Origin of the sequence: Collinsella ihumii, assembly GCF_900046475.1 — a bacterium.
Classification (GTDB): domain Bacteria; phylum Actinomycetota; class Coriobacteriia; order Coriobacteriales; family Coriobacteriaceae; genus Collinsella; species Collinsella ihumii.
Window position 1 is genome coordinate 96,025 of sequence record NZ_FCOU01000001.1, and the last position, 25,875, is coordinate 121,899.

A 25,875-nucleotide genomic window follows, 5' to 3' on the forward strand; every position below is an offset into this window, starting at 1 on the left:
GCACCGCCCAAAAAATCCAATTGTGCGCTACAGCATCCAGTCGGCGCTTTCGCGCTGCAGGCGGACCATGCGCGCGAACAGGCCGTCGGCCGCAAGCAACTCGTCGGGGCTCCCCTGCTCCACGACGCGCCCCTCGTCGAGCACCACGATCTTGTTCGCCGAGAGCACCGTGCGCATGCGGTGGGCGATCACGATGACGGTCCGGTCCGCCAGCAGCCGCGACAGCGCCGTCTGCACCGCCGTCTCGTTCTCGACGTCAAGACTCGCCGTCGCCTCGTCGAGCAGCACGACCGGTGCGTCCTTGAGCAGGGCGCGGGCGATCGAGATGCGCTGGCGCTCGCCGCCGGAAAGCTTGGAGCCGTTCTCGCCGATCATCGTGTCGTAGCCCTGCGGCATGCGGGAGACGAAGTCGTCGCAGTTGGCAGCCCGCGCCGCCGCGAGCACCTCCTCGTCGGTGGCATCGCGCCGGCCCAGGCGGATATTGCCCATCACCGTGTCGTCGAACAGCAAGACGTCTTGGAACACCACGGAGAAGTCGCGCAGCAGCGACTCGTGGTCCACGGCCGAGACGTCCACGCCGCCCACGCTCACCCGGCCATCCGACGCGTCCCAGAAGCGGGCCGCCAGGCGGGCGCACGTGGACTTGCCGGATCCGGAGGGGCCCACGAGCGCGGTGACCTCCCCCTCGCGCGCCGTGAAGCTCACATGCGAGAGCACCTGCTCCGCGCCGCCGTACGAGAAGCTCACGTCGTCGAACACCACATCATGGCCGACCGGCTCGAACGCGCCGTCTCCCGTGGCGAGCGGCTCCTCGTAAAACGAGCGCATGCGGGCGGACGCCGTGCGCGCGGAGAACAGCTCGGCGATCAGCATGAGGCACTGGTCGAACGGCGCGTAGATGCGGCTCACCACGACGAGGAAGGCGAACAGCGTCATGAACGTGCAGGTGCCGTCCATGATGAAGGCCGCGCCGGCGAGCACCGTGGTCGCAAAGCCCAGGCGCAGGATGATCTGGCCGCCGTTCACGCACACGCCGCACGCGATCTCGCTTTTGAACGCCTGGCGCTCGGCCTCGTCGACGTCGCGGCGAATGTGCTCGAGATAGCGCTCCTCCTGGTTGGTGGCGCGCACCTCGCGCACGCACTCGAGCGCTTCCTGGATATCCTCGGAGATCGCAAGCCCCCGCATGCGGGTGGCGTGCATCATCGGCTGCAGGGCCGAGCGCGCGCCGAACAGCACCGCCAGGCCGACCGGGCAGCTCCACAGGGAGGCGAGGGCGAGGCGCCAGTCGAACGCGAAGAGCCCCACCGCCGCCACGCCAAGCGTGATGTAGGCGCCGTAGAGCTCCGGCAGCACATGGCTGTAGGCGTGCTCGGTCGTCTTGACGTCGGTCATGAGCGTCTCGGTGAGATCCGCGAGGTCGCGGCGGCCGAAAAACGACAGCGGCAGCTTGCGCAGGCGCTCGGCGAGGTTGATGCGCTGGCGGCCGCTCTCCTTGTAGATCACGCCGTACTGATAGTAGTAGGCGTAGTACTCCGCCACGAACAGTGCGATGATGAACACGGCCAGGCCCGCCAGATACGGAAGCGGGTCGGGCAGGGCGGCGCCGTCTGTGAGGTGCGCCATGAACGCATCCATCAGCATATAGATGATGCCGACGCCGGCGAACACGGCGATGTTGGCCGCCGCGGTCCACGCGGCACCGAGCTTGACGTTGCGCACGCCCTCGTCGGTGAGCGCGTACTTCTCCTTGATGCTCATCGGGCATCGCCCCTCTCCGTTGACGCCGCGTCGCTCGAGATGCGCCAGCTCACGGCCTGCTCGTAATCGGCCCACATGCGCGCGTAGATGCCGCCTGCGGCAAGCAGCTGCCCATGCGAACCCTGCTCGGCCACGCGTCCTCGGTCGAGCACCACGATGTTGTCCGCGCCGCGCACCGTCGAGAGTCGATGGGCAATCATGATCACCGTGCGCGGGGCGCCGTCGCGGCTGCGCGCGAGGCGCTTGAAGGCCTTTTGAATCTTGACCTCGTTTTCCGGGTCGGCGAACGCCGTCGCCTCGTCGAGCACGACCACGGGCGCGTCCTTCAGGATCGCACGGGCGATCATGAGGCGCTGAACCTCGCCGCCGGACAGATACGTGCCGCCCGTCCCCACCAGCGTGTCGACTCCTTGTGGCAGCTTCTCCAGGATGTCGTCGCACTGGGCCGCGGAAAGAGCCGCCAGGATCTCCTCGCGCGACGCTTCGGGGCGCGAGGCGCGCACGTTCTCGAGCACGGTCTGCCTGAACAGCCGGTTCGCCTGGAACACGAAGGCCACGCGGTCCATGAGGTCGTGCGGGTCGAGATCGCGCACGTCGACGCCCCCGAGCGACACGCGTCCGGAATCGACGTCCCAAAAGCGCGGGACGAGGCTCGCCGCCGTCGTCTTGCCGCCGCCCGACGGGCCCACGAGGGCCACCGTCGCGCCCGCCGGAACCTCGAAGCTCACATGGTCGAGCGCCGGCTCCTCGGCACCCTCGTACGTAAAGGTCACGTCCTCGAAGCGCACGTCGTTGCCCGCAGGGGCCTGCACCCGTCTCGGAGCCCGGATCACGGGCGCCGCCAGCACCTCGTTCACGCGCGAGACGGCGTCGGCAGCCGATTGGAACGCCTCGGACATGAACATCACGCGGGTCATGGCCGTCGGAATCACCGCGGCGAAGATCGTATAGAACGCCACGTTCGCCACGAAGGAGGCGAAATCCGTCTCGCCCGGGGCGAGCAGTAGCGCGACCGGCACCAAGAACACCACGACGCCGTTGATGATCGTAAGCGACAGCGACTGCGGAACCTGGCACCATGTGACCGCGTAGTCCTGCGCCAGACGCGTGAACTCCTCGATCGCATCGTGGAACGCGCGGAACGAGTAGACGGTCTGCTGGAACACCTTCACCACGGGGATGCCGCGCACATATTCCGTGCCCGTCTTGTTCATCTTGACGAGCGACTCCATGTAGCGCGTCATGAAATCCATGCCCCGGCCGCCCATCATGTAGAACAGGCAGGCGAGCGAGATGGCGACCGCCGCCAGGCACGCGAGGCCGAGCCGCCAGTCGAACACGAAGAACAGCACGAGCATGCCGACGATCATGGCGATGCTGCCGGCCGTGTCGGGCAGCTTGTGCGCAAGCAGGCCCTCGGTCTCGGCGGCGCAGCCGTCCACCACGCGGCGCAGCGCGCCGCTCGCATGGGTGTCGAAATAGCCGAGACTCGTGTGCATGAGATGCTCGGTGGCGCGCTTGCGCATGTTGGAAGCGCAGCGGAAGGCGGCCGCGTGTGTGCACATGAGCCCCGCGAAATACAGCAGGATCGAACCCACGGCAAAGACCAGCGCCCACCATCCGTAGACGCCGATGCCCGTCGCCGCGCTCCAATCGGGTGCCACCGCGATGAGGTCGCGGGCGACGAGCCAGATGCATATATAGGGACCGAAGCTGATAAGCATCGATGCCGCCGAGAGCAAGCAGCCCACATAGGTGAGCACGCGGCGTTCTTCTGCAAAATCGAGCAGCTGGGATATGGCGCCGCGCCCCTTGCCCTGGGCGGCGGACTCACCGTTTTGTCCCATGGGATACCCCCTTCTCTCTTGTTTTGTTGAGCTAGTCTAACTTATCATTCGAGTGAACGTTGGCTAACTCATGGAGGCCAGATTGGGACGAATTCGAAACGATGCGGCATCCTGCGCGGCACCGCGGGCACGCGCCCGCGCGCACGACCGCCTCTCGATGCTCTACGAGCCGCAGGTCGAGCAGTTCGGCATCGCGCTCGAACCGTGCGGCGAGGCCCTCGCGGGCCGTGCGTCCACCGACGATGCCGATGCCGCCGTCTTCGTGTACCGCATCGACGGCTGCTGCGTCGTCACCTCGCACCGCGTGCTCGTGAAGCGCGACATGCCGTTTTTCGAGCAATCCGTGCCGGGCCTGTGCGTCTGCACCCTTTCGCGCGACAGCCTCGCCCTGTGCCCGGTCGCGCCCCCGCGGCGCAGCCGTCCGCACGGCAACGTCGCCATCTTTGGCGACGGGGCTATGAAAAGCGACCGGTCGATCCTGCGCGCCGGAACGCGGCAGGACGCGACGTCGATCATGCTTTTGCCCCGATGGTTCGACCGGCTGGACGGTCGCGCGCGCCATGCGGCGCGCGCCCTCATGGAGGAACCGGGCGACACGTGCATCGGGGATACCGCGGCAGCGCTCGACCGCACGATGCGCGCCCTGACGCCGCTGTTCGGCGGAAGACTCGCCGATCTGGCGATGCTGCATGCGCATACGGGGCGTGCGGCGCTGACCGCGCTCGGGTGGTACCTCGAGCGGACGCGCGCCGAGGCCGCAGCGGGCACGCGGGAGCAACGGCAGCTGGTTCGCAGCGCGCAATGCCACGTCGGAATCAATCTGGATAAACCGCTCTCGCTCGATCAGGTCGCCCGCGACCTGCTAACCAGCCGCACGCGCCTGTGTGCCGCATTCAAGCAGGAGACGGGCGAGAGCCTGGGCGCCTACATCCGCCGAACGCGCATGGAGCGCGCCGCGGAGCTGCTGGACAACCCCCGTCTCGACATCGCCGCCATCGCGTGCGCCGTGGGCTATCCGCGCACGTCGAGCTTCACCGTCGCTTTCGAGCACGCCTTCGGTTGCTCCCCTACCGCCTTTCGCGCGCGGTGCGGTGGCGCTCTCGGACGGGATCGTTTTTGCCCATGACGGTGCGCTGTGCCATCATGGGCAAAAACAACACCGTTCCAAACAGTGCCGCCGCCGGGAGGGCATCTCATGCGTATAGGAGAAACCTATAGGACCATCGCGATACTCGCCCTCATCGGTATACCCATCGGCATCGCGGTCGGCGCCATCGATGCACTGTTCGGCCGCGTGCTGCTCGTCATCACCAGTTTCCGCGATGCGCATCCCTGGCAGCTCGTCCCGTTTCTTGCCCTTGCAGGCGTGGCGATCGCATGGGCGTATCGCCGCTCCGGCAAGAACACCGGACGGGGCATGGGCCTCGTGTTCGACGTCGGCCACGGCACGGAACCCGAAATTCCCCTGCGCCTCGTCCCCCTCATCATGGGGGGCACGTGGATCACGCACCTGTTCGGCGGTAGCGCCGGCCGAGAGGGCGTGGCGGTTCAGATCGGCGCCACCCTCGCGCACGGGGTCGGAAGAAAGCTCCCTCTGCGCGATGTGGGCAACACCTTTTTGGTCTGCGGCATGGCCGCCGGCTTCGCGGGCCTGTTCCGCACGCCGCTTGCCGCCTGCATCTTCGCCCTCGAGGTCCTGGTGGCGGGCAGGCTCGAGTACCGTGCGCTGTCCTGCGCGCTCACCGCGTCGTTTGCCGCCAGCATGACCTCGGGCGCCCTGGGGCTCGAGAAATTCGAGGTCCCGCTTGCCGAGGCCCTCGCCATCACGCCCGCCTCGCTCGTGCAGCTCTGCCTGGCGGGCATCGTCTTCGGGCTGGTCGGCGGTGCCTTCGCCTGGTGCCTCGCCGCAGCCAAACGGCAGGCCGCGCGCATCGGCAACCCGCTCGTGCGCATCGCCGTCATCGGCGTCGCGCTGTCGGTCGCGCTGCTCGCGCTGTGGCAGGGCCGCTATGCCGGCCTGGGCACCAACCTCATCTCCGCGAGCTTTTCTGGCGAGGGCGCTGGCGGCATCTTCGTCTGGGACTGGGCGCTCAAATTCGCCCTCACGGTTACCACGCTTGCCGCCGGCTACCAGGGCGGCGAGGTGACCCCGCTGTTCTCCATCGGCGCGAGCCTGGGCGTCGTGCTTGCAGGCGCGCTCGGGCTTCCCCTCGAGCTGACGGCGGCGCTTGGCTACGCGGCCGTCTTCGGAGGCGCCACCAACACGATGCTCGCGCCCATCCTCATCGGCGGCGAGGTCTTTGGCTTTGAGAACCTGCCCGCGTTCTTCGTCGTATGCGCGGTGGGCTACCTCGTGAACGGCAACCGCTCGATCTACACGGGCCAGACGCGCATCTGATGGGTTGGAACGAACCCGTCCCCAACGAACCCATGGTATACTTGTTCGAACATGTTAGCCATAAGGAGCTCCTATGCGCATCGAACACGTCGCGCTGTATGTCAACGACCTGGATGCCGCCAAGCAGTTCTTCACGCGCTATTTCGACGCCCGGTCCAACGAGCTGTACCACAACGCCACGACAGGATTTCGCTCCTATTTCCTCTCGTTCGATGACGGCGCGCGCCTCGAGATCATGACGCGCCCCGACATGGACGACCTGGAGAAGCCGCTTGCAAGGACCGGCTTTGCGCATCCTGCCTTCAGCGTCGGAAGCCCCGAGGCCGTCGACCGCCTGACCGCGCAGCTCGCCGCCGACGGGTACCGGGTCGCAAGCGGCCCGCGCACCACGGGCGACGGATACTACGAGAGCTGCATCGTGGCGCTTGAGGGCAACCAGATCGAGATCACCGTGTAATCGACTGCCGCGCCCCTGCTTAGGAATCGCTTAACTCTGCCATACGGTGCCGTACGCGCGCAGCGCTCCCCTACAATTGAAATCGATCTCGAAGGAGGCCTGCATGCTGCGCACCCACATCACCCGTCTTGTCGTCTCCGCGCTTTCGCTGGCGCTCGTGGCGCCCCTTTCCGGCTGCCTGGTCGCCGACAACACCGGATCGCGCATCGACAAGCTGAGCGACCCGTCCATCCAAGACGCCCTCGACCAGACTTCCGATGCGCTCGGTGACGTGGCCGATGCCCTCGATCAGGTGCAGAGCGACATAGCGGGCGCCATCAACGACGTGACCGGCACCCTCGAGGACCTCTCCGATCTGCCGAGCGTGCTTACCGACCTGCTCGGGAAAGACGGCGTGCTCTCCAAGGCGCAGACCGTGACGGTCGAGGACGCGCAAACGGGAGAGGTGCTCGCCACCTACGACGACGCCTCGGATATCTCACAGCTCACCGACACCCTCAGCGGCATGGATTACGCTGCATGGAGGCTCGCCGCATCGCGTCCCGACAGTCCCGAAGAGTTCATCATCCGCGTGAGCCAGACCGAGACCCTGAAGCTCGGCCAGGATCCCGACACGCTTGCGACCAACGAGCTGTTCACCATCACCACGTTCGCCGATTCGCCCGTCATCGAGCTCGACATCGCATCGCTCTCGTTCACGCCGGCACTCGAGCTCCCCGAAGCCGATATCGCCTGCATCCGCGGCCTCGTCTAAGCTGCCAAGCAAACACAAGCAACGGCGTGAAGAAGCGCTACGGCTTCATCTATGTCGATCGCACCGATGACGACCCGCGCGAGTGCCGTCGGTACCGCAAGGATTCGTTTGCCTGGTACCACGACGTGATCGCGAGAAATGGCGCCGGGCTCACGCTGTAGGAGCGCATCACAGACCATTCGCCTGCAAAGCCCTCCGGATCCCCGTTGGGATCCGGAGGGCTTTCACCATGCGGGATGGGCGCTCGACCAAACATGCCGTGTCGCAGGGCCCATGCCGTAAACCCAGCAAAAAGCAGCCCTTGCGCACCGAGCGCAAGGGCTGCTTCAGCATGGAGGCGCGGCGCGTTCTGACCGCGTCTCAATAGTTCCAGACGTGCCGGGGGCCTACATGAGGCGCAGCCCGACCTCCTTCAGCTGGGCCATGGAGACCTCGCTCGGCGCGGCCGACATGAGGTCGGAGCCGGAGCTCGTCTTGGGGAACGCCATGACGTCGCGGATGGAGTCGCTGCCGGCGAGCAGCATGCACACGCGGTCGAGACCGAGCGCGAAGCCGCCCATGGGAGGCGCACCGAAGGTGAGGGCCTCCATGAGGAAGCCGAACTGCTCGCGGGCGCGCTCCTCGGAAAAGCCCATGAACTCGAGCATCTTGAGCTGCAGCTCGGAGTCGTGGATACGCATGCCGCCGCCACCGGCCTCGAAGCCGTCCATGACGAAGTCGTAGGTGCACGACCCCATGGCAAGCGGATCGGTCTCGAGCAGGTCGAGCTCGTCGACATGCGGCAGCGTGAACGGCTGGTGCTCGGCCTCGTAGCGCTTGGCCTCGTCGTCCCAGTGGAACAGCGGGAAGTCGACGACCCACAGGAAGTCGTGACCCGTGCGCTCGATGCCCAGCGCATCGGCCATGTGGGAGCGCATGCCGCCCAGGATCTCGTTGGAGGCGAGGCGCGGGCCGGCGGCGAACATCACCAGGTCGCCGGGCTCGACGTCGCAGCGACGGCGCAGCTCAGCCATCTCCTCGTCGGAGAAGAACTTCACGATGGGGCTGTTGATGGAGCCGTCCTCGCGGAACGCGATCCATGCCAGGCCCTTGGCGCCAAAGGTCTCGGCCACCTTGGCGAGCTTGTCGATCTGCGCGCGCGGCCAGGCGCCGGCGCCCTTGGCGTTGATGGCCTTGACGACCTGGCCCTCCGTGTTGGCGGCGCCTGCGAACACCTTGAACTTGGAGCTCTTGAACACGTCGGTGAGGTCGACGAGCGTCATGCCGAAGCGGGTGTCGGGCTTGTCGGAGCCGTAGGTGTCCATGGCGTCCCAATAGGAAAGACGGCGCAGCGGCGTGGGCATGTCGACGCCCATGTGCGCGAATGCGTCGTGCAGCACGTCCTCGAGCGCGCCCATGACGTCGTCCTGGTCGACGAAGCTCATCTCGATATCGACCTGGGTGAACTCGGGCTGGCGGTCGGCGCGCAGGTCCTCGTCGCGGAAGCACTTGGCGACCTGGTAGTAGCGCTCGACGCCGCCGACCATGAGCAGCTGCTTGAGCAGCTGCGGGGACTGCGGCAGGGCGTAGAAGCTGCCCGGCTGCAGGCGGGACGGGACGATGAAGTCGCGCGCGCCCTCGGGCGTGGACTTGAACAGACTCGGGGTCTCGACCTCCATGAACGCGCGGTCGTGCAGCGCGCTGCGGATGGCGAAGGTGAAGTCGCTGCGCAGCTTGAGGTTGGCCATCATCTCGGGACGGCGCAGGTCCAGATAGCGGTAGCGCAGACGGGTGTCCTCGGAGGTCTCGATGCCGTCCTCGATCTGGAACGGCGGGGTCTTGGAGCGGTTGAGCACCTCGACGCGGTCGGCCAGGACCTCGATCTCGCCGGTGGGGAGCTTGGGGTTCACCGTGTCCTCGTCGCGCGCGATGACGGTGCCGTGCACGAGGATGGGCCACTCGGGACGCATGGTCTCGGCGGTGTGGAACGCCTCGCCCGCAGCGTGCTCGGGATCGAACGTGCACTGCGTGATGCCCTCGCGGTCGCGCAGGTCGCAGAAGATGAGGCCGCCGTGATCGCGGCGACGGCTCACCCAGCCGGTGAGCTTGACCTCCTCGCCGATGTTCTCGGCGCGCAACTCGCCGCAGGTGCGGGTGTGCATGGAATGGATGTCGACGGGGTTTGCGATGTGGTCGGTAGCCACAGGGGTCCTCCTTATGAGATCTGTGCCGCCCCGTGCCGGTACGGGCGGCTTGCCTACAGATTGCCGAACCTGCGTAGACGGCGCAGGCTGGGCAGTTGCACTAGCATAGCGAAAAACTCCCCTCTCCGCGCATACTTTACAAAGTGGAAGCAAACGGGACGCGGCAGCCTGCCCGTGGCGGCTCCCGCCGCCCCTGGGCAAGATGGGTTGAAACGAACCCGTCCCCACATAACCCAGCAACGAACCCGTCCCCACATGACCCATGCATGTCAAGACATTGATTTGCACGGACTGTGCATTATTCGGCACCCTTATGCATAACTCGTGCACATTGTCGCAAAATGACCCAGTAAAAATGAATATTGATAGGTGTTTCCATACTGTTGCATGCATATTTTTTCTTGCCCATGCATAGTTATAAGAATTAGCATAGGGTCCACTCATGAATTCAACGGGGTTTTGGAAGGAGAACTCTCATGAACATCACCCGTAGGCAGTTTGTCCCCCTGGCGGCCGCTTCCGCCATGGCCGCTTTTGGTGTCGCCGGCTGCAGCAACGACACCGCATCCACCGCCACCGGCAGCACGCCCGCCGCTGACGCCGGGTCCGCCGACACCTCCTCCGACGGCGAGCTCACCCTGTTCGAGTCCGGCAAGCTGACGTTTGCCACCTCGCCCGACTATCCGCCGTTCGAGAACCTCGAGGACGGCGAGTACGTCGGCCTCGATATGGACCTCGGCCGCGCCATCGCCGACTACCTGGGCCTCGAGTGCGTCTACACCAACATCGACTTCGACGGCATCATCCCGGCGATCGTCGCCGGCGGCCAGGCCGACGCGGGCCTCTCCGGCATCTCCATCACGCCCGAGCGCGAGGAGCAGGTCCTGTTCACCGACCCGTACTACATCGACAACCAGGCCGTCGCGGTCATGAGCGACAACACCGAGATCACCGAGGACAACGCCGCCGAGGCGCTCAACAACGAGGCCGTCACCATCGCGGTCCAGAGCGGTTCGACCGGCGCCGACTTCGCCGCCGAGAACTTCCCCAACGCCGAGCAGCTGCCGTTCCCCAACTTCACCGATGCCTTCGCCGCCGTCCAGGCCGGCCAGGCCGACGCGGTCTGCGGCAACAAGGCCGTCGTCGACCAGATGCTCGCCGGCGCGTACTCCGACGAGCACACCGTGCTGACCTCCGCCACCGGCGAGGAGTACGCCATCGCCGTCTCCCAGGACAACCCCGACCTGGTCGACGCCATGAACGAGGCCATCGCCGCGCTGACCGAGGACGGCACGCTCGACGAGATCATCGCCAACAACATGGGTTAATCCCCCATCACACGGCAACAGCTTACGCAACCGTTTGCTCGCGGCCCCTCTCCGGTGCGGAAGGGGGCCGCATTTCCCATATGTAGAAGCTAGAAACGAGGCTCCCGTGAGTAGTAGTTCCACACGTCGTCATCTTGCACCGGCCCTGAGCGCCATCATCGTGGCGCTGTGCGCGTGCCTTCTGTTTGCCTCCACGCCCGCGCGCGCCATGGAGATCGTCAAGTGCACCGGGCGACCTAACTCCGAAGACGACCCCACCGCCATCATGGGCAACACCCAGTCGCGCATCACCTTCGAGGCCACCGTCGACGAGGGGGAGAACATCTCCCAGCTCGTCCTGCACATTCCCGACGGCACGTCGTTCAACACCGACGACCTGGCGCTGACGCTGCTCACCGGCGACGACCTCATGACGCGCAACGAGGTCGACTACACCGAGACCGTCGACGGGCAGGACCTCGTCCTCGACTTCAACACGCCGCTGTCCCAGGCGGGCCACCTGAACATCATCGTCTACGACGTCTACTTCCCCACCGAGGGCGGCGATATGCAGGTCGAGGCGAGCTACTCAACCGCCGACGGCGCGGTCGATAACGCCTCCATCGAGGGCATCCCCGTCATCTCCGTGCAGGGCATCTCCGCCACCGAGGCGCTGTCCCAGTGGCTCGAGGAGCAGGACTGGGTGAAGGCGTGGAACTCCAACCGCTTCCTGCGCCTGTTCGCGGACCCGACGATCTTCGTGACGAGCTTCCCGGTCGTGCTGACGGGCTTCTTCATGTCCATCGCCATCGTCGCCGTCGCCTTCCCGCTCGCGATTCCGCTGGGCCTCGTGCTCGCGCTCATGCGCCTGTCCAAGTTCCGCCTGTGGCGCGGCATCGCCACCACCTACGTTAACATCGTGCGCGGCACACCGCTGTTCCTGCAGATCTACATCGCGTTCTTCGGCCTGCCGCTGGCGGGCATCAACATCCCCAACTTCCCGCTCGGCGTCGTCGTCATGATGCTCAATTCGGGCGCGTACATGTGCGAGATCTTCCGCGCCGGCATCCTCTCCATCAGCAAGGGGCAGACCGAGGCGGCGCGCTCGCTGGGCATGAACCGCCTGCAGACCACGCTCTACGTCATCCTTCCGCAGATGTTCCGCCTGGTGATCCCCAACCTCACGAGCGAGTTCATCACACTGTACAAGGACACCTCGCTGCTCGCCGCCGTCGGCATCATGGAGCTCGTCATGTACGCGCGCACCATCGTGGCGTCGACCGGCTCCATCACGCCCTATATCGTGGCGGCCCTGTTCTACCTGGTCATCACCCTGCCGCTGTCCAAGGTCACGCGCCATCTTGAGGAGCGCACCCGCGCCGGGCGCAAGCGCAAGCGCAAAGGCGTCCCCGCGGCGTCCGCAACGACGAAGGAGGCTTAACCGATCATGGCCGATACCGCATCCACGCCCGCCACGCCCGCAGCGGACGAGGCGATCATCCGCATCCAGAACCTGCGCAAGAGCTTCGGCGACCTCGAGGTCCTGCGCGACATCTCGCTCGACATCCACCGCGGCGAGGTCGTCGTCATCCTGGGCCCGTCGGGCTCCGGCAAGTCCACGATGCTGCGCTGCCTGAACCTTCTCGAGGAGCCCACGGGCGGCTCGATCATCTTCGAGGGCAAGGACATCACCGACCCCAAGGTCGACGTCAACAAGGTCCGCGAGCACATGGGCATGGTGTTCCAGCAGTTCAACCTGTTCCCGCACCTCGACGCCCTGCACAACGTCATGCTCGCGCAGCAGAAGGTGCTCAAGCGCTCTGCCTCCGACGCCGAGCGCATCGCTATGGAGCAGCTCACCCGCGTCGGGCTTGCCGACCGCGCCGACCACTTCCCCAGCGAGCTTTCCGGTGGCCAGCAGCAGCGCGTGGCCATCGCCCGCGCGCTTGCCATGGAGCCGCACGTGATGCTGTTCGACGAGGCCACGAGCGCGCTTGACCCCGAGCTCGTGCGCGGCGTCCTCGACGTCATGCGCGAGCTCGCCCAGGGCGGTATGACCATGGTCGTCGTCACCCACGAGATGGGTTTCGCCCGCGATGTCGCCGACCGCGTCATCTTCATGGACGGCGGCGTGATCGTGGAGCAGGGCTCGCCCGACGAGGTCTTCAACCATCCCAAGAGCGAACGCACCCGCGCCTTCCTGGGCGAGGTCAGCCTTAAGTAATCGAATCGCCCGCCCCGTGCGCAAAGGTTTGCACGGGGCGGGCGATCTTTTCCGGAATGCTCCGTAGGCTGGGCAGATGCACCATGTGCGAGCTCGCCTGCAGCTCAAGCGCTCCCCAAGAGCATCCATTTCCACGCGGGAACGATGTCGATATGGCCTTCCGGCATCTCGGCGCTTCCCTCCTCCCGCAGCGTGATCACGGTTCCCCCATCGACACGGGTCGCCTTCATCGCAGCAGACAACGACCCGATTTCGCGAGCCCTTGTCTTCTCGGCGCTCATATCAACCGTAACCTGGTAGAGGGCATATGGCTCGGATGCCAAAGAGTCCCCTACCAGAAAATCTATCTTCTCCCGCCGCGAAGAGGGAACGGTAAACGAGGTGATCGTCTCTATGCGGCGTCCCGAAGTCCTTCTCAAAAGCTCGATGAACACCGCCGTTTCCAGCCGTTTGCCGACATCCTGCTGATTGGCACGCGAGACCGCATAGGCCAAGCCGGCATCCGCTGCGTACACCTTCGGCGCTGCCGTGCTATCGGGCGCGAGCGATACCGAAAACTCAGGCAGCAGCTTGATGAGGTGCGCCCGCTCGAAAAGGCGAACCGTCTCGTTGATCGTTTCCCATGACGTCCTGTATCCCGCTGCACGCAAGCCGTCGACCAGACGGTTGACCGACAGGTCGCACCCGGTATTGCGCAAGCAGAACAGGGCGACCTGTGTTGCGAGCGAAATGCCCACACGTGGGTACCTGTCGACAACATCCCGAGCAACCACATCGCGCATATACGACTGCAACATCGAAATACGTGCACCCGGGGAAAGTCTTTGAACTCCCGGGAAGCCGCCCTCGAGAAGAAATCGGTCGAAGAGGGCCTCAAGCTGAGTTCTGAGCTGAGGAGACACGGCTCCATGTTCCCGCAGCTCCTCTGAAGTGGGAATATCAACGTCCTGGAATCCGCAAAACTCACGAAACGACAAGGGGAACATGCGGCACTCCAGAGAGCGCCCGCGAAACGTCGATGCGATCTCGTCTGCAGACATCTTGGAGGTCGACCCCGTGATCACGAGCGTAACGCGTTCGTGCTCAGCAATGCGCTGGCAGAACCCCTGCCAGCCATCGGCCTCCTGCACCTCATCAAGAAACAGATATGAACCTTCGGACCGTGCCGTGGGAACTTGGCGCCAGTATTCTTCGACCACATCGTTCAGCAACGTCGAGGGAGCGGGGGCCAGCCGCTCGTCTGCAAAATTGAAATAGAAAACTCGGTCGCGCGCGACGCCCGCCTTCAGCAACTCGTGAATCATCTGAAACACGTAGAACGTTTTCCCGCTGCGGCGCATGCCCGTAATGATGTGCACGAGATTGAAGAGATTCGGCTTAGGAAGCTCATCGGTTATCTTCGTGCGCGCAACTACCGGCGGAAAGGAAAACTCAAGCGCTTCACGGACAAGCGCTGCATATTCTTGGGGAGCCGGAGACACCATTTCCTCCTGTTCCTTGTCAGAATTCTCAAAGTCAGTGTACAACTTCTCGCCATCAAAGAGAAGTTGCGACGATATCTTCTCTCCGATGGCAAGAAGTTCAATAAGAATGCCGCTATCTCATATACAGCGAGATAGCGGCATCCGTTAAGCCGTTTAGAAATGAAACGTGCCTCCGAAAGGTATGCGGTATCACCCCGTGTTCTGGAGGCCCGCGGAGACGCCGGTCACGGTCGCAAGGATAAGGCTCAGGTACTTCGCCTTGGCCTCCTCGGAAAGGTCGCGGCCCTCGTCGCGCACGATGCGCAGGGCGCGCACCTGCGCGAGGGACAGCACGTCGACGTACGGGTCGCGCACGCGGACCGCGCGCCCCAGCACACGGCGATGCTCGAGCGGCCACTCGTCGCCCACGATCGCCAGCACCCAGCGACGCGTGAGCTGCATCTCGTCATACACCGCATGGGCCAGATCGGCGCGATCGCCCAGCGCCAGGTACATCTTGGCGAGACGGCCGTCCGTCTTGGCGATGGACATCTCCACGTTGTCGATGAACGTCGAGAACAGCGGCCACTCCCGATACGCCCGCCTGAGCGTCTCGAGGTCGCCGAACGCCTCGCAGGCGCTGCCCAGGCCGTACCACGCCGCCAGGTTGATGCGCGCCTGGCTCCAGCTGAACACCCACGGGATCGTGCGCAGGTCGTCCAGCGACTTGGCGCCCAGGCCGCGCTTGGCGGGGCGCGAGCCGATGGGCAGCAGGCCGACTTCGGTCAGCGGGGTCACCGTCGAGAACCACGGCGTGAAGTCGGGCATATGCAGCAGGTCGAGATACCGTTCGTGCGAGACGCGGTCGAGCTCGTCTGCCATGGCGAGGTACTTCTCGGTCATCTCAGTGTTCGCGCGCTCCACCGACGGGGCGGAGTTGAGCAGCGTCGCCGCCGCGACCCCCTCGACGTGGCGCTGCGCCAGCACCGGGTTGCCGTAACGCGCGAAGATGACCTCGCCCTGCTCGGTTACCTTGAAGAAGCATCTCACCGAGCCGGCGGGCTGCGCCAGCACCGCGCGGTTGGCCGGACCGCCGCCGCGGCCGACCGCTCCGCCGCGGCCGTGCATGAGCACCAAGTCGATATCGTGCTCGTCGGCCCAGGCGGCGATGCGCTTCTGGGCGTAATGCAGCGCGAGCGTGGCGGTCGTGGGGCCGGCATCCTTCGCGGAGTCCGAGTAGCCGAGCATGACCTCCATCTTGCGTCCCGTCTGCGCGAGACGGGCCTGGACCGCCGGCAGCTCGAGCATGTCGTTCAGCACGTCGACGCAGTGCTCCAGATCCTCCAGCTGCTCGAACAGCGGGATGACGTCGAGCTGCGGCACGTCCGAAGCGTGCGCGAACGCCAGGTTCGCCAGCTCGTAGACGTCGGCCACGTGCTGCGCCGACTTGGTGAACGAGATGATGTAGCGGTGCGCCATCTTGACCGCGTAGCGCTTCTGGATGGAGCCGATCGCGCGAAACGTGTCGAGCACCTCGCGCGTCATGGGTTGCAGGTCTCCGTGGATGCCGTGCTCGCGGATGTCCTCGAGCGCCCGCGTGTGCACGAGCGAATGCTGGCGGAACTCCATCTCCACCATGTGGAACCCGAACGACTCCGTCTGCCAGATGAGCGTCTGGACCGGACCGTAGGCGGCGCGCTCGGCACCTGCCGCGGCAAGCGAGCGCTGGACCACGCGCAGATCGGCCAGGAAGTCCTCCGCCGAGGCGTACATCACGTCGGCGTCGCGCGCCACCGTTCCGTCCAGGCGGTCGGCCATGACCAGCATGACGGCGCGATGCGGCTCGGATGCGGAGATGTCGCGCGCCCGGCTCGTGATGATCTCGCTCATCTCGACCTGATGGTTCCACAGGTTGAGCAGCTCGTCGGACGGAGCCGCGTATCCCGCCTCGAGGGTGAGGTTGCGGCCCACGCGGCGGCACTTGTCGGCGAGCGTCGCCACCATGTGCTTGTAGAACTTCGCCGCGACCTCGCGGCTCACCTTCGCGGTGACATTGGGGTTGCCGTCGCGGTCCGACCCGATCCAGCTGCCCGGATGGAAAAACGCGGGGCAGACGGGCGGCACGATGCCGGCGCCTTCGCCGAGCACCCAGTCGTCGAAGCGCCGGTAGATGCGCGGAACGATGTCGAACAACGTGTGGTCGAAGATGTCGATGACGGTGTCCGCCTCCTCGACCGGCGTCGGCTTCTTGATGGCGACCGGCGAGGTGCGCACGAGCGCATCGATCTCCTGCAGCATGTGGCGCTCGTTTTCCGCAAGGTCCAGGCCGCCCAGATGGGGGCGCTCGGAAAGAAGCTTGCCGATACGCCTGATCTTGCCCTCAACGGCGCGGCGGCGCGCCTCCGTGGGATGCGCCGTGAACACCGGGTGGAACTCGAGCTTGTTCAGCAGATCCGTCGCCTCGTCCACGCCGACCTCGTCGATCAGCTGCTTGAACGCAATCGTGAGCTCGTTGGACGGATCGACGTCCGCCTCGATGGACACCAGGCGCTCGCGATCGTGCAGCGTCTCGACGCGGTAGTTCTCCTCGCACAGGTTCGCGAGGTGGAAAAACGAGGTGAAGGCGCGCACCAGGGTCTCGAGCGTCTGCAGCGGCAGCTCGTCGACGAGCTCGACGGCAGCGCGAAACGCGCTGTTGCTGTCAGTGGTCGCCAGCGGCACGCCCTGCTCGTCGGTCTCCTCCGACGCGGCCGCGGCGCCGGGGTTGCCCTCGTTCGCATGGATCGCGTGACGCAGCAGCACGTCGAACAGCTCGCAAATCTGGGGATCGTACTCCTTGAGCACGCGGCGCTCGAGCCGCTGGAACAGCGCCAGGTTGTCACGCAGGCTGTCGGGAATCTCGATCTCCGACAGCGGTCCGCACGTCAGCGCACCGACCGTCTCCTTCAGCTCCGATAGCAGCTGCGCGCGCTCTTCCGGCTGTCCAATCTCTTCCGCCATTCGCACACCCTCCTTCCGATGCAAGCGGGAAACCACCCACCGAGTAGTTGCTGCCGCCTGAAGAAAGAACACGTTAAGAACAATCGCAAAGTATACGTGAGTCCCCCGCGTGCACAACAGGCTTCACAGAGTTCACGCTTTAGCAAACTAAATCAACCAATCAGCTGCCCCGCGCACACCGCGGCGCGTAGCGAGCGTGAGGGCAGAGGCTGCGCCAACGCAACGTGGGCCCACAGGCCGGACACGGAATGGATTGACCGGCATCTCCCCTGCGCCTCGGAGGTGGTCAATGAACGCACTCCCATTGCAAATACTCGTGCAGAATCAGCAGCATGGTCAATGAGTGCGTTCCCATTGCAAACAGTAATACCGAACCAGATTTGGTTTATCATATTATGATATGCGCTGAGATTCGGAGCGCCCTTTGGGGCCTCGCAAGTCCGAAAAAGCTCCTATACCCAACCTCATACAGAGTCATGAGCCGCTGTTGGCGCCTTTCCGCCACTTCGATTTGCAATGGGAGTGAGGTGATTGACCACAACTCAATCCTTCTATGAGAAATTGCAATGGGAATTCACTCATTGACCATCTTCCGGGCGGCATTGGCCGCCCGCCCCCAATGACAGGGCCCGCAAAACGCAGCATGCCCGCCTGCCTGCCGCGACGCGGCAGGCAGGCGGGCATGAGAAACCGAATCCCTCGCGCGGTCCTACGAGAGCAGGCGCGCAACAGCCTCGACGACGGCGCCGCGGTCCACCAGCTCCTCGTCGTGGGTCACCATGTTGCGGACCTTCACCTTGCCGGCGGCGAGCTCGTCGCCGCCGATGACCAGGATCAGGCGAGCATCGAGCTTGTCGGCCTGCTTGAACTGGCTCTTGAGCGAACGCCCCTGGTAGTCCGCCTCGGTGCGAATGCCAGCAGCACGCAGCTCGTGCGTCAACGCAAAGACCTCACCGCGCAGTTCGGCACCAGCGTTCGCCACATAGACGCACGGCTCGATCCCGGTCGCCATATCGGCACCGAACGCCTCGAGCGCGAGCATGGCGCGCTCGAATCCCACGGCAAAACCGACGCCCGGCGTGGGCTTGCCGCCCTCCAGCTCGACCAGGCCGTCATAGCGGCCGCCGCCGCCGATGGAGCCGACCCCAGCACCGGGCGCCTCGACCTCGAACACGGTGCGGGTATAGTAGTCCAGACCGCGCACGAGCGTGGGGTCCTCGACATACTCGATACCCGCGGAATCGAGATACCGCTTGACCTGCTCGTAATGGCTGCGGCAGTCGTCGCACAGGTTGTCGCGCATGAGCGGCGCCGCCTTCATGACCTCACGGCAGTGGTCGTTTTTGCAGTCGAAGGCGCGCAGCGGGTTGAGCTCGGCGCGCTCGCGGCACTCGTCGCACATCTCGTCGGCGTGGTCAAGGATGAAATCGCGCACCGCGTCGCGGTAGGCCGGACGGCACGCGGGATCGCCCATCGAGTTGATCAGCAGGCGAAGCTTGCTCAGGTCAAAACCCAACCGCTTGTAGAACTCCATGAGCATGATGATGCACTCGGCGTCGGCAGCGGGGTCGGGAGCGCCCAGCCACTCGATGCCGACCTGATGGAACTGGCGCAGGCGCCCCTTCTGCGGGCGCTCGCCGCGAAACATCGCCTCGGCGTAGTAGGCCTTGAAGGGCGTGGCGCCCTGCGGAACCAGGTTGTTCTCCACCACGGCGCGCACGACGCCGGCCGTGCCCTCGGGACGCAGGGCCAGGCGCTGCTTGGCCTTGAGCTTGGCGTCGGTCCCCTCTTCGAGCACGCGCGCGAAGTTGGCTCCCGAGAACACGCGGAACATCTCCTTGCGCACCACGTCGGTCGACTGGCCGATACCGTGGACGAACACGTCGAGCTGCTCGATAGCGGGCGTCTCGATCATGTCGAACCCGTAGGGCTCGAACACCTCGGCCGCCACCTCCTGCATATGACGCCAGGCGCGCATATCGCGCCCGATCAGATCCTTGGTGCCCTCAGCCCTCTGTGCCTGCATATGTTCCCCTTATGTCGTGTCTGCCCGTGTGGCGGCGATTCAATTCGGTCACTCATTATATGATGAGACAATACGACAACGAACCCAGTCACCAGATTCTTACCAGACATACGACGCAAAGGACGCAGCAGATGCACCGATTCACCAACGATTACTCCGAAGGGGCGGCGCCCGAGATCCTCGAAGCGCTCATCCGCACGAACGACGAGCAGACGCCCGGATACGGCGACGACGCCCACTGCGCGCACGCCGCCGACCTGATCCGCGCGGCGATCAAGCAGCCGGATGCCTACGTGCGCTTCGTGCCGGGCGGCACCGTTGCCAACATGCTCGCCATCAGCGCGCTCACCGAGGATTTCGAGGGCCCCATCTGCGCCGCCGACGCGCACCCCACCATCCACGAGACGGGCGCCATCGAGGCGTGCGGTCGGCGCCTGCTGGCAACGGACGATCCCTTCGGCATCCTCACGCCTGGGGCGGCGGAACTCACCTACCAGCACATGACGGCGACCGGCTGCCACACCACACGCCCCGCCATGATCTACTTCTCGAACACGACCGAGTACGGGCACGTCTACACGCGCGCCGAGTTCGACGCGCTGTGCGACTGGGCCGCCTCGCACGAGCTGGCCGTCTACGTCGACGGCGCCCGCATGGCGAGCGCGATGACCGCCGCGGGCGGCGACCTCGACATCGAGCACATCGCCGCGCGCGCCGACGCGTTCACGCTGGGCGGCACCAAAAACGGCATGCTCTTCGGCGAGGCGCTCGTGGTGAGCCCGCGCTCCGCCCGCGGCATGCGCGCCATCGACAGGATCCCCTACCTCACGAAACGCGCCGGCGCGATGACCGCCAAGGGCCGTCTCATGGGCGTCATGTACGAGGCGGCCTTCGATCCCGCGAAGGTGAACGAGGCGGGCGACGTCCCCTACTGGGCATACGCGCGCCGAGCGAACGCCTGCGCGGTACGTCTGGCCGAGGGGCTTGCCCGCGCCGGCTTCGAGCCCTATATCAGCACGAACGGCAACCAGCAGTTCTTCTGGGCGACGCCCGCGCAGGCCGAAGCCCTCGTCGACACCCTGGGCTGCGAGACCATGATCGCCGAAGACCCCACGGGCGCCGGCCGCGTCGTCGTGCGCTTCGTCACGAGCTGGGCCACGACCGAGGGGCACGTCGACGAAGCGGTCGCATACGCCCAGACGCTCGTGTAGCGCTGGCCCCTGCCGATGGGTCGGTTGGGGACGGGCTCGTTTCAACCCATGCCTCCGGGCCGCTCCGGACCGAAGGGGTGTCCCCGATTTGCAAAAATGCACGCGCAAGGTACGTCCCCCGATTTGCACGTTAAAAGGCGGGGGCGCCGCGTACGACGCCCCCGCCTGCACAATCTTCTGAACGACCGTTAACGCACCTGCGCCACGTGCACGACGTTTGTCGACGTCACGCCGTCGGAGAAGGTGATGGAGGTGTCCGGGTCGCCCACCGTAAGCACGGCCACGTCGCCCACGCGAACGTATCCGCGCTGCTTGGCGCAGTTGATCGCCGTCTTGACGATATAGCGCTTATCCCCGATCTCGCCCTCGGTCACCGGGTCGACGCCCCAGTAGATGGTCATCTTGCGCGTGGCGGCGTCATGCGGCGTCACGGCAAGGATCGGCAGCATCGGTCGGAAGTTGGACACCAGACGCGCCGAACGGCCGGATTCGGTCGGGATGATGATGGCGCGCGCCTTCACGTTGAACGCCGTGCTCACCGCGGCCAGACCGATCGCGCTGTTGATCGCGCGGATACCCGTCTCGTCCGTGTGGATGTCCAGGCGGTTGTGCTCGGGCATCGTGGCCTCGGCGATCAGCGCGATGTTGGCCATCATCTTCAAGGCCTCGAGCGGGTACTTGCCCGCGGCCGTCTCGCCGGAAAGCATGGTCGCATCGGTGCCGTCGTTGATGGCGTTGGCCACGTCGGTCACCTCGGCGCGCGTCGGGCGCGGGTTGCGGATCATCGAGTCGAGCATCTGGGTCGCGGTGATGACGGGCTTATAGGCCTTGTTGCACTTCTGGATGATCTCCTTCTGGATGGTGGGGCACACCTCGGGCGCCACCTCGACGCCCAGGTCGCCGCGGGCGACCATGATGCCGTCGGCCTCCTTCAGGATGTCATCGAAGTGGTAGACGGCCATGGCGCATTCGATCTTCGGTAAGATGTCTACGTTCTTGCCGCCGTTCTCATCGCACAGCTTGCGGATCTCGCGCACGCCGGCCGCGTCGCGGATGAAGGACGCCGCGATGAAATCGATGCCCTCTTCCAGGCCGAACAGGATGTCCTTGCGGTCCTGCTCGGTGATGGTGGGCAGCGACAGCTTGGCGTTCGGGACGTTCACACCCTTCTTCTCGCCCAGCTCGCCGCCGTTCTCGACATAGCAGGTCATATCCTGGCCCGAGATGCCCTTGACCGTGAGCCTGATCAAGCCATCGTCGATCAGGATCGTGCTTCCCACGTGGACCTCGCGCGGAAGCTCGAGGTGATCCAGATAGAAATGCTCGGCGTTGCCCTGCAGGTCCTCAGAGGTCTCGGCCGCAGTCACCGTGACGGTCGAGCCGGGCTCGAGCGCCACCTTGGCATGGCCCTCCAGAAAGCCCGTGCGGATCTCGGGCCCCTTGGTGTCGAGCAGGATGCCCACCGGGATGCCGAGCTCGCCGGAGATGCGCTTGACGCGCTCCATGCGCGCACGCTGCTCCTCGTGGCTGCCGTGCGAGAAATTGAAACGGGCGACGTTCATGCCCGCCTTGATCATCTCGCGGAGGATATCGTCGTCATCACAAGCCGGTCCCATGGTGCAAACGATCTTTGTACGCTTAATCATGCTCCGCTCCACCTTTCTTGAATACGCTCCCGCGCATGCCGACAAAATCCCCTGCGATGCTATAAGCGTAACGGCCCGCGCAAGAGGTTCGCGCGGCCGGTCTTCAAACGGTCGAATTGTCTGGTGAGCGTTGCGCGATCATCCGCGCAGGTAGCACAAGGCAATGTTCATATGACGGTGATGCGTTGTCTGGCGGCGGGAGCCCACAGGGGCCGTCCGCGACGCTTCACGTCCACAAAAAAGCCCGCCGGGAATCTCCGGCGGGCTTTGCAGCGCATCGATTCGTTGCCGTTATGCGCGGCCGATGGAACCGAGGTTCTCCATGCGGATCTTCACGATCTTGGTGATCTCGGCCATACCCGCCTTGCCCGGCTTCTTGGGATCGAAGGCATCCGGGTTCTCGGCCATGAAGCCCTGATAGCCGCGGGTGTACGCCTGGCGCAGCTCGGTGGCGTAGTTGACCTTGCAGATGCCGTTCTTCACGGCCTCGGCGACCTGCTCATCGGGCACACCGGAGGTGCCGTGCAGCACCAGCGGCACGTCCACGGCGGCGCGGATGGCGCGCACGACGTCCTGCTCGATATGCGGGGTCTCGGTATACACGCCGTGAGCGGTGCCCACGCCGATGGCGAGGCTGGTGCAGCCGGTGCGCTCGACGAACTCGCGCGCCTCGTCCGGATCGGTGTAGGGGTTCTCGCCCTCGACCGCCGGACCGTCGTCCTCCTTGCCGCCGACCTTGCCGAGCTCGGCCTCCACCGGCACGCCCATGGCGGCGCCGGCGCGCGCCACGCTCGCGGTGAGCGCGATGTTGTCCTCGAAGCTCTCATGCGAGCCGTCGATCATGACGGAGGTGTAGCCGGTGCGGAGCGCCTGCATGCAGCGATCGTAGCCGTCACCGTGGTCGAGGTGCAGGGCGACCGGCACGCTCGCGCGCTCGGCAGCGGCTTTCACCATGCCGTAGAAGTAATCGAGACCGGCGAACTTCACCGTACCGGGCGTGGTCTGCATAATCACCGGGGACTTGGTCTCCTCGGCGGCAGCCAGCACGGCCATGACGAACTCGAGGTTCTCGATGTTGAAGGCACCGACCGCGTAGTGGTTCTTCTGGGCATCGAGCAGCATGTCCTTGGTGGTAACGAGCATCGGTTTCGCTCCCTCCTGCCGCGCTCCTCTCGGGGCGGCCACGCGGCGCCGCATCCCTCTGACCGGCGCATCCGTTGCCTGTATTGTACGAAATGGCGGATTTCTGCGTAACCAGCGCTGTCGCGGCTACGCCGGACGGTCGGAAAGCAAAAGCAAGCGCTCCTGAGGATGCTGCGAAGCATATCGTCGCTCCGGTCCATTAGCTTACGAAAAGAAAAGAATTATAAGTCGATTGCTTATGAAAAAAGAAAAGAAAGAAAGACTGTAATTCACAATTGCTCCACGACCGTGCAATAATTGCAGCGCGCTTACCTAACCAGCTGCTGCAGAGAGGCGTGTATGAGTACCACTTCCCCTCATTCCTTTGCCGAAGAGCGGCGCGCCGCCATCATGTCGATGCTCGACCGCACGGCCTCGGTGCAGGTGGCGGAGCTGGCCCGGACATTCGGGGTATCTGCGGTCACCATCCGCGCCGACCTCGATGCCCTCGAGGCGGACGGCAAGCTACGCCGCACCCACGGCGGCGCGGTCTCGCTGCACAAGACGCTGACCGTCTCCATCCAGGACAAGCGCGTGAACGTCAACGTCGCGGCCAAGCAGGCGATCGCGCGCGCCGCCATCGAGCTGGTCGAGGACGGGGACGCCCTGCTCGTCGACTCGGGCACGACGGCGCTCGAGTTCGTCCGCATGCTCAGCCAGCGCTCCGGCATCACCGTCATCACCGCCGACGTGACCATCGCCGACTTCATCGACGAGAGCCTGCCCGCGGTCGACGCGATCCTGCTCGGCGGCGCGCTGCGCAAGGGCCATCGCTACACGTACGGCCCCCTCACCATGCGTTCGCTGGAGATCCTCCATGCCGACAAGGCGATCATCTGCCCGACCGCCATCGTAAGCGGCTGTGGCCTCATGACGAACTACGCTCAGATGGCCGAGGTCAAAAGCGGCATGATGGAAGCCTCGCGGGAGCGCATCGTGCTGGCGGATGCCAGCAAGCTCGACGGTCAGGGGCTGTTCCGGTTCGCCTCGATCGCCGACGTGGACACCATCGTGGTGGACGCGGACGCCGACGGCATCCTTTCAAACGAAATCGCCTCGCTGACCGAGGGCTCGCCGCATCCGACCCTTATCGTCGCATAAGCGCTCATAACCCGTAAACACGAGACCTGGCCTCCCGCAGGCGCACTACAGAGATGAAACGCGCCGTCAGCGGAGGTTCCCGGCCGAACTTTTGCTGAAAAATTGACGTTTTGAGTGAGTCGATCTGGAAGGCACGGGAAAGCGTACCTACCGCGCGCGTGCGACCTGCGGAAACGTCGGCGCTGAAGATGCCATTTCGGGCGGGTCCAGGTTCTAGTCACTCATAACGTCAATTTTTCAGCAAATGTTCAGCCCGGAACCTCCTCTGGCGAGTTCGCGCGCAACAGCGGGGCAATACACAAAGGTGCCTCCGACCGGAACAACCTGGTCGGAGGCACCTTCGTGTGAGAAGCTATGCGCGCTGGTGGCTACAGCTCGGAGATCTCCACGCCCTGGTAGATCTCGTCCCACTTGTCCATGACCAGATGGCCGGTCTGCGGGTCCATGGCGTTCAGCGTGCCGCAGGTGTTGCCGCAGCGCAGGACCTCCTCGGCGTCCGAGCCCGCAGCGATGGCATGGGCGAACCCGGCGATCGTGGAGTCTCCCGAGCCGGTCGCGTTGACCGCCTCGATGCGCGGCGCGCGAGCGCGCAGCGTGCGCCCGTCATGGAACGCGACCGAACCGGCGGCGCCCATGCTGACCACGACCCACGGGATGCCGGCAAAGCGCGCGTCCGCGGCCAGGGTCTGACGCAGATCCGACAGGTCGTCGGAGGTGAAGCTCGTGCCCAGCAGGCCGTTGATCTCGGTGAGGTTGGGCTTGACGAGCGTCGGCTTGACATCCGCCTCGAGCGCGGCGTCGAGCGCGGCACCCGACGTGTCCAGCAGCACCGGGACGCCCGCCTCGGCCGCGATGGCGACCAGACGCGCGTAGGTGTCGGCGGGAACCCCCTTGGGCAGCGAGCCGGAAAGCGTCACGCACGACGCCTTGGAAACCAGATCGGCATAGTTGCCCACGAACGCCTCGAGCTCCTCGGCGCTCACGGTCGGGCCGCTCTCCAGAAATTCGGTCTGGTTGCCGTCGTGCAGCAGCGCGATGCAGGTGCGGGACTCGCCCGCGATCGGCGTGAAGCGATGGGTGATGCCGTCGGCGTCCATCAGCTCGCCCAGATATGCGCCGGAATGGCCTCCGAGCAGGCCGGTCGCCACCACGTCATCCCCCAGCTGCACGAGCACGCGGCTCACGTTCAGGCCCTTGCCGCCCGCCGTCTTGGCCGGCGTCACGCGGTTGACGTCGTCGATGACCAGGTGGTCGACGGAATAGCGCGTATCGATCGAGGGGTTCATGGTAACGGTGAGGATCATGTTCGTTCCTT

At 65.2% G+C, this 25,875-nt stretch carries 19 protein-coding genes; 10 read left to right on the plus strand and 9 right to left on the minus strand.

Translation table 11 applies throughout. The features are described from left to right. Positions 1 to 27 precede the first annotated feature (27 nt). Positions 28 to 1,761, minus strand: coding sequence for an ABC transporter ATP-binding protein (locus tag BN3789_RS00395; protein ID WP_066828610.1), 1,734 nt, complete (start codon positions 1,759 to 1,761; stop codon positions 28 to 30). Continuing rightward, positions 1,758 to 3,608: an ABC transporter ATP-binding protein gene (locus tag BN3789_RS00400; protein WP_187119091.1), complete on the minus strand. Its 1,851-nt coding sequence runs from the start codon at positions 3,606 to 3,608 to the stop codon at positions 1,758 to 1,760. Before BN3789_RS00400 ends, BN3789_RS00395 begins: the two co-directional genes overlap by 4 nt. Positions 3,609 to 3,690: 82 nt before the next feature. Here BN3789_RS00400 and BN3789_RS00405 point away from each other — a divergent pair, with 82 nt between their 5' ends. The 5 genes from BN3789_RS00405 (at position 3,691) to BN3789_RS13115 (ending at position 7,378) form a co-directional block, all read left to right on the plus strand. Further along, entirely contained in the window at positions 3,691 to 4,734 is a 1,044-nt protein-coding gene (locus BN3789_RS00405) for a helix-turn-helix transcriptional regulator (protein ID WP_066828612.1), read from the plus strand. Positions 4,735 to 4,803: 69 nt separating this feature from the next. Next, positions 4,804 to 6,006: a chloride channel protein gene (locus BN3789_RS00410; protein WP_066828614.1), complete on the plus strand. Its 1,203-nt coding sequence runs from the start codon at positions 4,804 to 4,806 to the stop codon at positions 6,004 to 6,006. A gap of 73 nt (positions 6,007 to 6,079) precedes the next feature. Then, positions 6,080 to 6,463, plus strand: a complete 384-nt coding sequence (locus BN3789_RS00415) for a VOC family protein (protein WP_066828616.1) — start codon at positions 6,080 to 6,082, stop codon at positions 6,461 to 6,463. Positions 6,464 to 6,566: 103 nt separating this feature from the next. Then, positions 6,567 to 7,217 (plus strand): hypothetical protein, encoded by a 651-nt coding sequence (locus tag BN3789_RS13110; RefSeq protein ID WP_066828618.1) that lies wholly within the window; start codon positions 6,567 to 6,569, stop codon positions 7,215 to 7,217. 26 nt (positions 7,218 to 7,243) lie between these two features. Next, the gene (locus BN3789_RS13115) at positions 7,244 to 7,378 is read left to right on the plus strand and encodes a family 1 glycosylhydrolase (RefSeq protein ID WP_229254065.1); all 135 of its coding nucleotides are present in this window, start codon (positions 7,244 to 7,246) and stop codon (positions 7,376 to 7,378) included. Between the two features lie 225 nt (positions 7,379 to 7,603). Here BN3789_RS13115 and aspS read toward each other — a convergent pair whose 3' ends face one another. Continuing rightward, positions 7,604 to 9,358 (minus strand): aspartate--tRNA ligase, encoded by a 1,755-nt coding sequence (gene aspS / locus BN3789_RS00425; RefSeq protein WP_066828706.1) that lies wholly within the window; start codon positions 9,356 to 9,358, stop codon positions 7,604 to 7,606. 518 nt (positions 9,359 to 9,876) lie between these two features. Between aspS and BN3789_RS00430 the strand changes: the two genes are divergently transcribed. The 3 genes from BN3789_RS00430 (at position 9,877) to BN3789_RS00440 (ending at position 12,931) form a co-directional block, all read left to right on the plus strand. Beyond that, positions 9,877 to 10,728 (plus strand): ABC transporter substrate-binding protein, encoded by an 852-nt coding sequence (locus BN3789_RS00430; RefSeq protein ID WP_066828620.1) that lies wholly within the window; start codon positions 9,877 to 9,879, stop codon positions 10,726 to 10,728. Positions 10,729 to 10,834: 106 nt separating this feature from the next. Then, positions 10,835 to 12,148, plus strand: a complete 1,314-nt coding sequence (locus tag BN3789_RS00435) for an amino acid ABC transporter permease (RefSeq protein WP_066828622.1) — start codon at positions 10,835 to 10,837, stop codon at positions 12,146 to 12,148. Between the two features lie 6 nt (positions 12,149 to 12,154). Next, positions 12,155 to 12,931 (plus strand): amino acid ABC transporter ATP-binding protein, encoded by a 777-nt coding sequence (locus BN3789_RS00440; protein ID WP_066828624.1) that lies wholly within the window; start codon positions 12,155 to 12,157, stop codon positions 12,929 to 12,931. A gap of 104 nt (positions 12,932 to 13,035) precedes the next feature. Here BN3789_RS00440 and BN3789_RS00445 read toward each other — a convergent pair whose 3' ends face one another. From BN3789_RS00445 to hisS, 3 genes are all read right to left on the minus strand, one after another. Next, complete coding sequence (locus BN3789_RS00445) at positions 13,036 to 14,457, minus strand: ATP-binding protein (RefSeq protein WP_229254067.1); 1,422 nt, start codon at positions 14,455 to 14,457, stop codon at positions 13,036 to 13,038. Positions 14,458 to 14,604: 147 nt separating this feature from the next. After that, positions 14,605 to 17,394 (minus strand): phosphoenolpyruvate carboxylase, encoded by a 2,790-nt coding sequence (locus tag BN3789_RS00450; protein WP_066828626.1) that lies wholly within the window; start codon positions 17,392 to 17,394, stop codon positions 14,605 to 14,607. Positions 17,395 to 18,103: 709 nt separating this feature from the next. Continuing rightward, a complete protein-coding gene (hisS, locus tag BN3789_RS00455) occupies positions 18,104 to 19,420 on the minus strand; it encodes a histidine--tRNA ligase (RefSeq protein WP_066828629.1) in 1,317 nt (438 codons plus the stop codon). 131 nt (positions 19,421 to 19,551) lie between these two features. Between hisS and BN3789_RS00460 the strand changes: the two genes are divergently transcribed. Next, the gene (locus BN3789_RS00460) at positions 19,552 to 20,631 is read left to right on the plus strand and encodes a threonine aldolase family protein (protein ID WP_066828631.1); all 1,080 of its coding nucleotides are present in this window, start codon (positions 19,552 to 19,554) and stop codon (positions 20,629 to 20,631) included. A gap of 188 nt (positions 20,632 to 20,819) precedes the next feature. Here the strand turns inward: BN3789_RS00460 and pyk are convergent, their stop codons facing one another. Continuing rightward, the gene (gene pyk, locus BN3789_RS00465; RefSeq protein WP_079988983.1) at positions 20,820 to 22,277 is read right to left on the minus strand and encodes a pyruvate kinase; all 1,458 of its coding nucleotides are present in this window, start codon (positions 22,275 to 22,277) and stop codon (positions 20,820 to 20,822) included. A 291-nt stretch (positions 22,278 to 22,568) separates the two neighbouring features. Further along, a complete protein-coding gene (locus tag BN3789_RS00470; protein WP_066828633.1) occupies positions 22,569 to 23,420 on the minus strand; it encodes a class II fructose-bisphosphate aldolase in 852 nt (283 codons plus the stop codon). A gap of 339 nt (positions 23,421 to 23,759) precedes the next feature. Between BN3789_RS00470 and BN3789_RS00475 the strand changes: the two genes are divergently transcribed. After that, entirely contained in the window at positions 23,760 to 24,560 is an 801-nt protein-coding gene (locus BN3789_RS00475; RefSeq protein WP_066828635.1) for a DeoR/GlpR family DNA-binding transcription regulator, read from the plus strand. 368 nt (positions 24,561 to 24,928) lie between these two features. Here BN3789_RS00475 and BN3789_RS00480 read toward each other — a convergent pair whose 3' ends face one another. After that, complete coding sequence (locus BN3789_RS00480) at positions 24,929 to 25,864, minus strand: hexose kinase (protein WP_066828636.1); 936 nt, start codon at positions 25,862 to 25,864, stop codon at positions 24,929 to 24,931. Between the last annotated feature and the right edge of the window lie 11 nt (positions 25,865 to 25,875).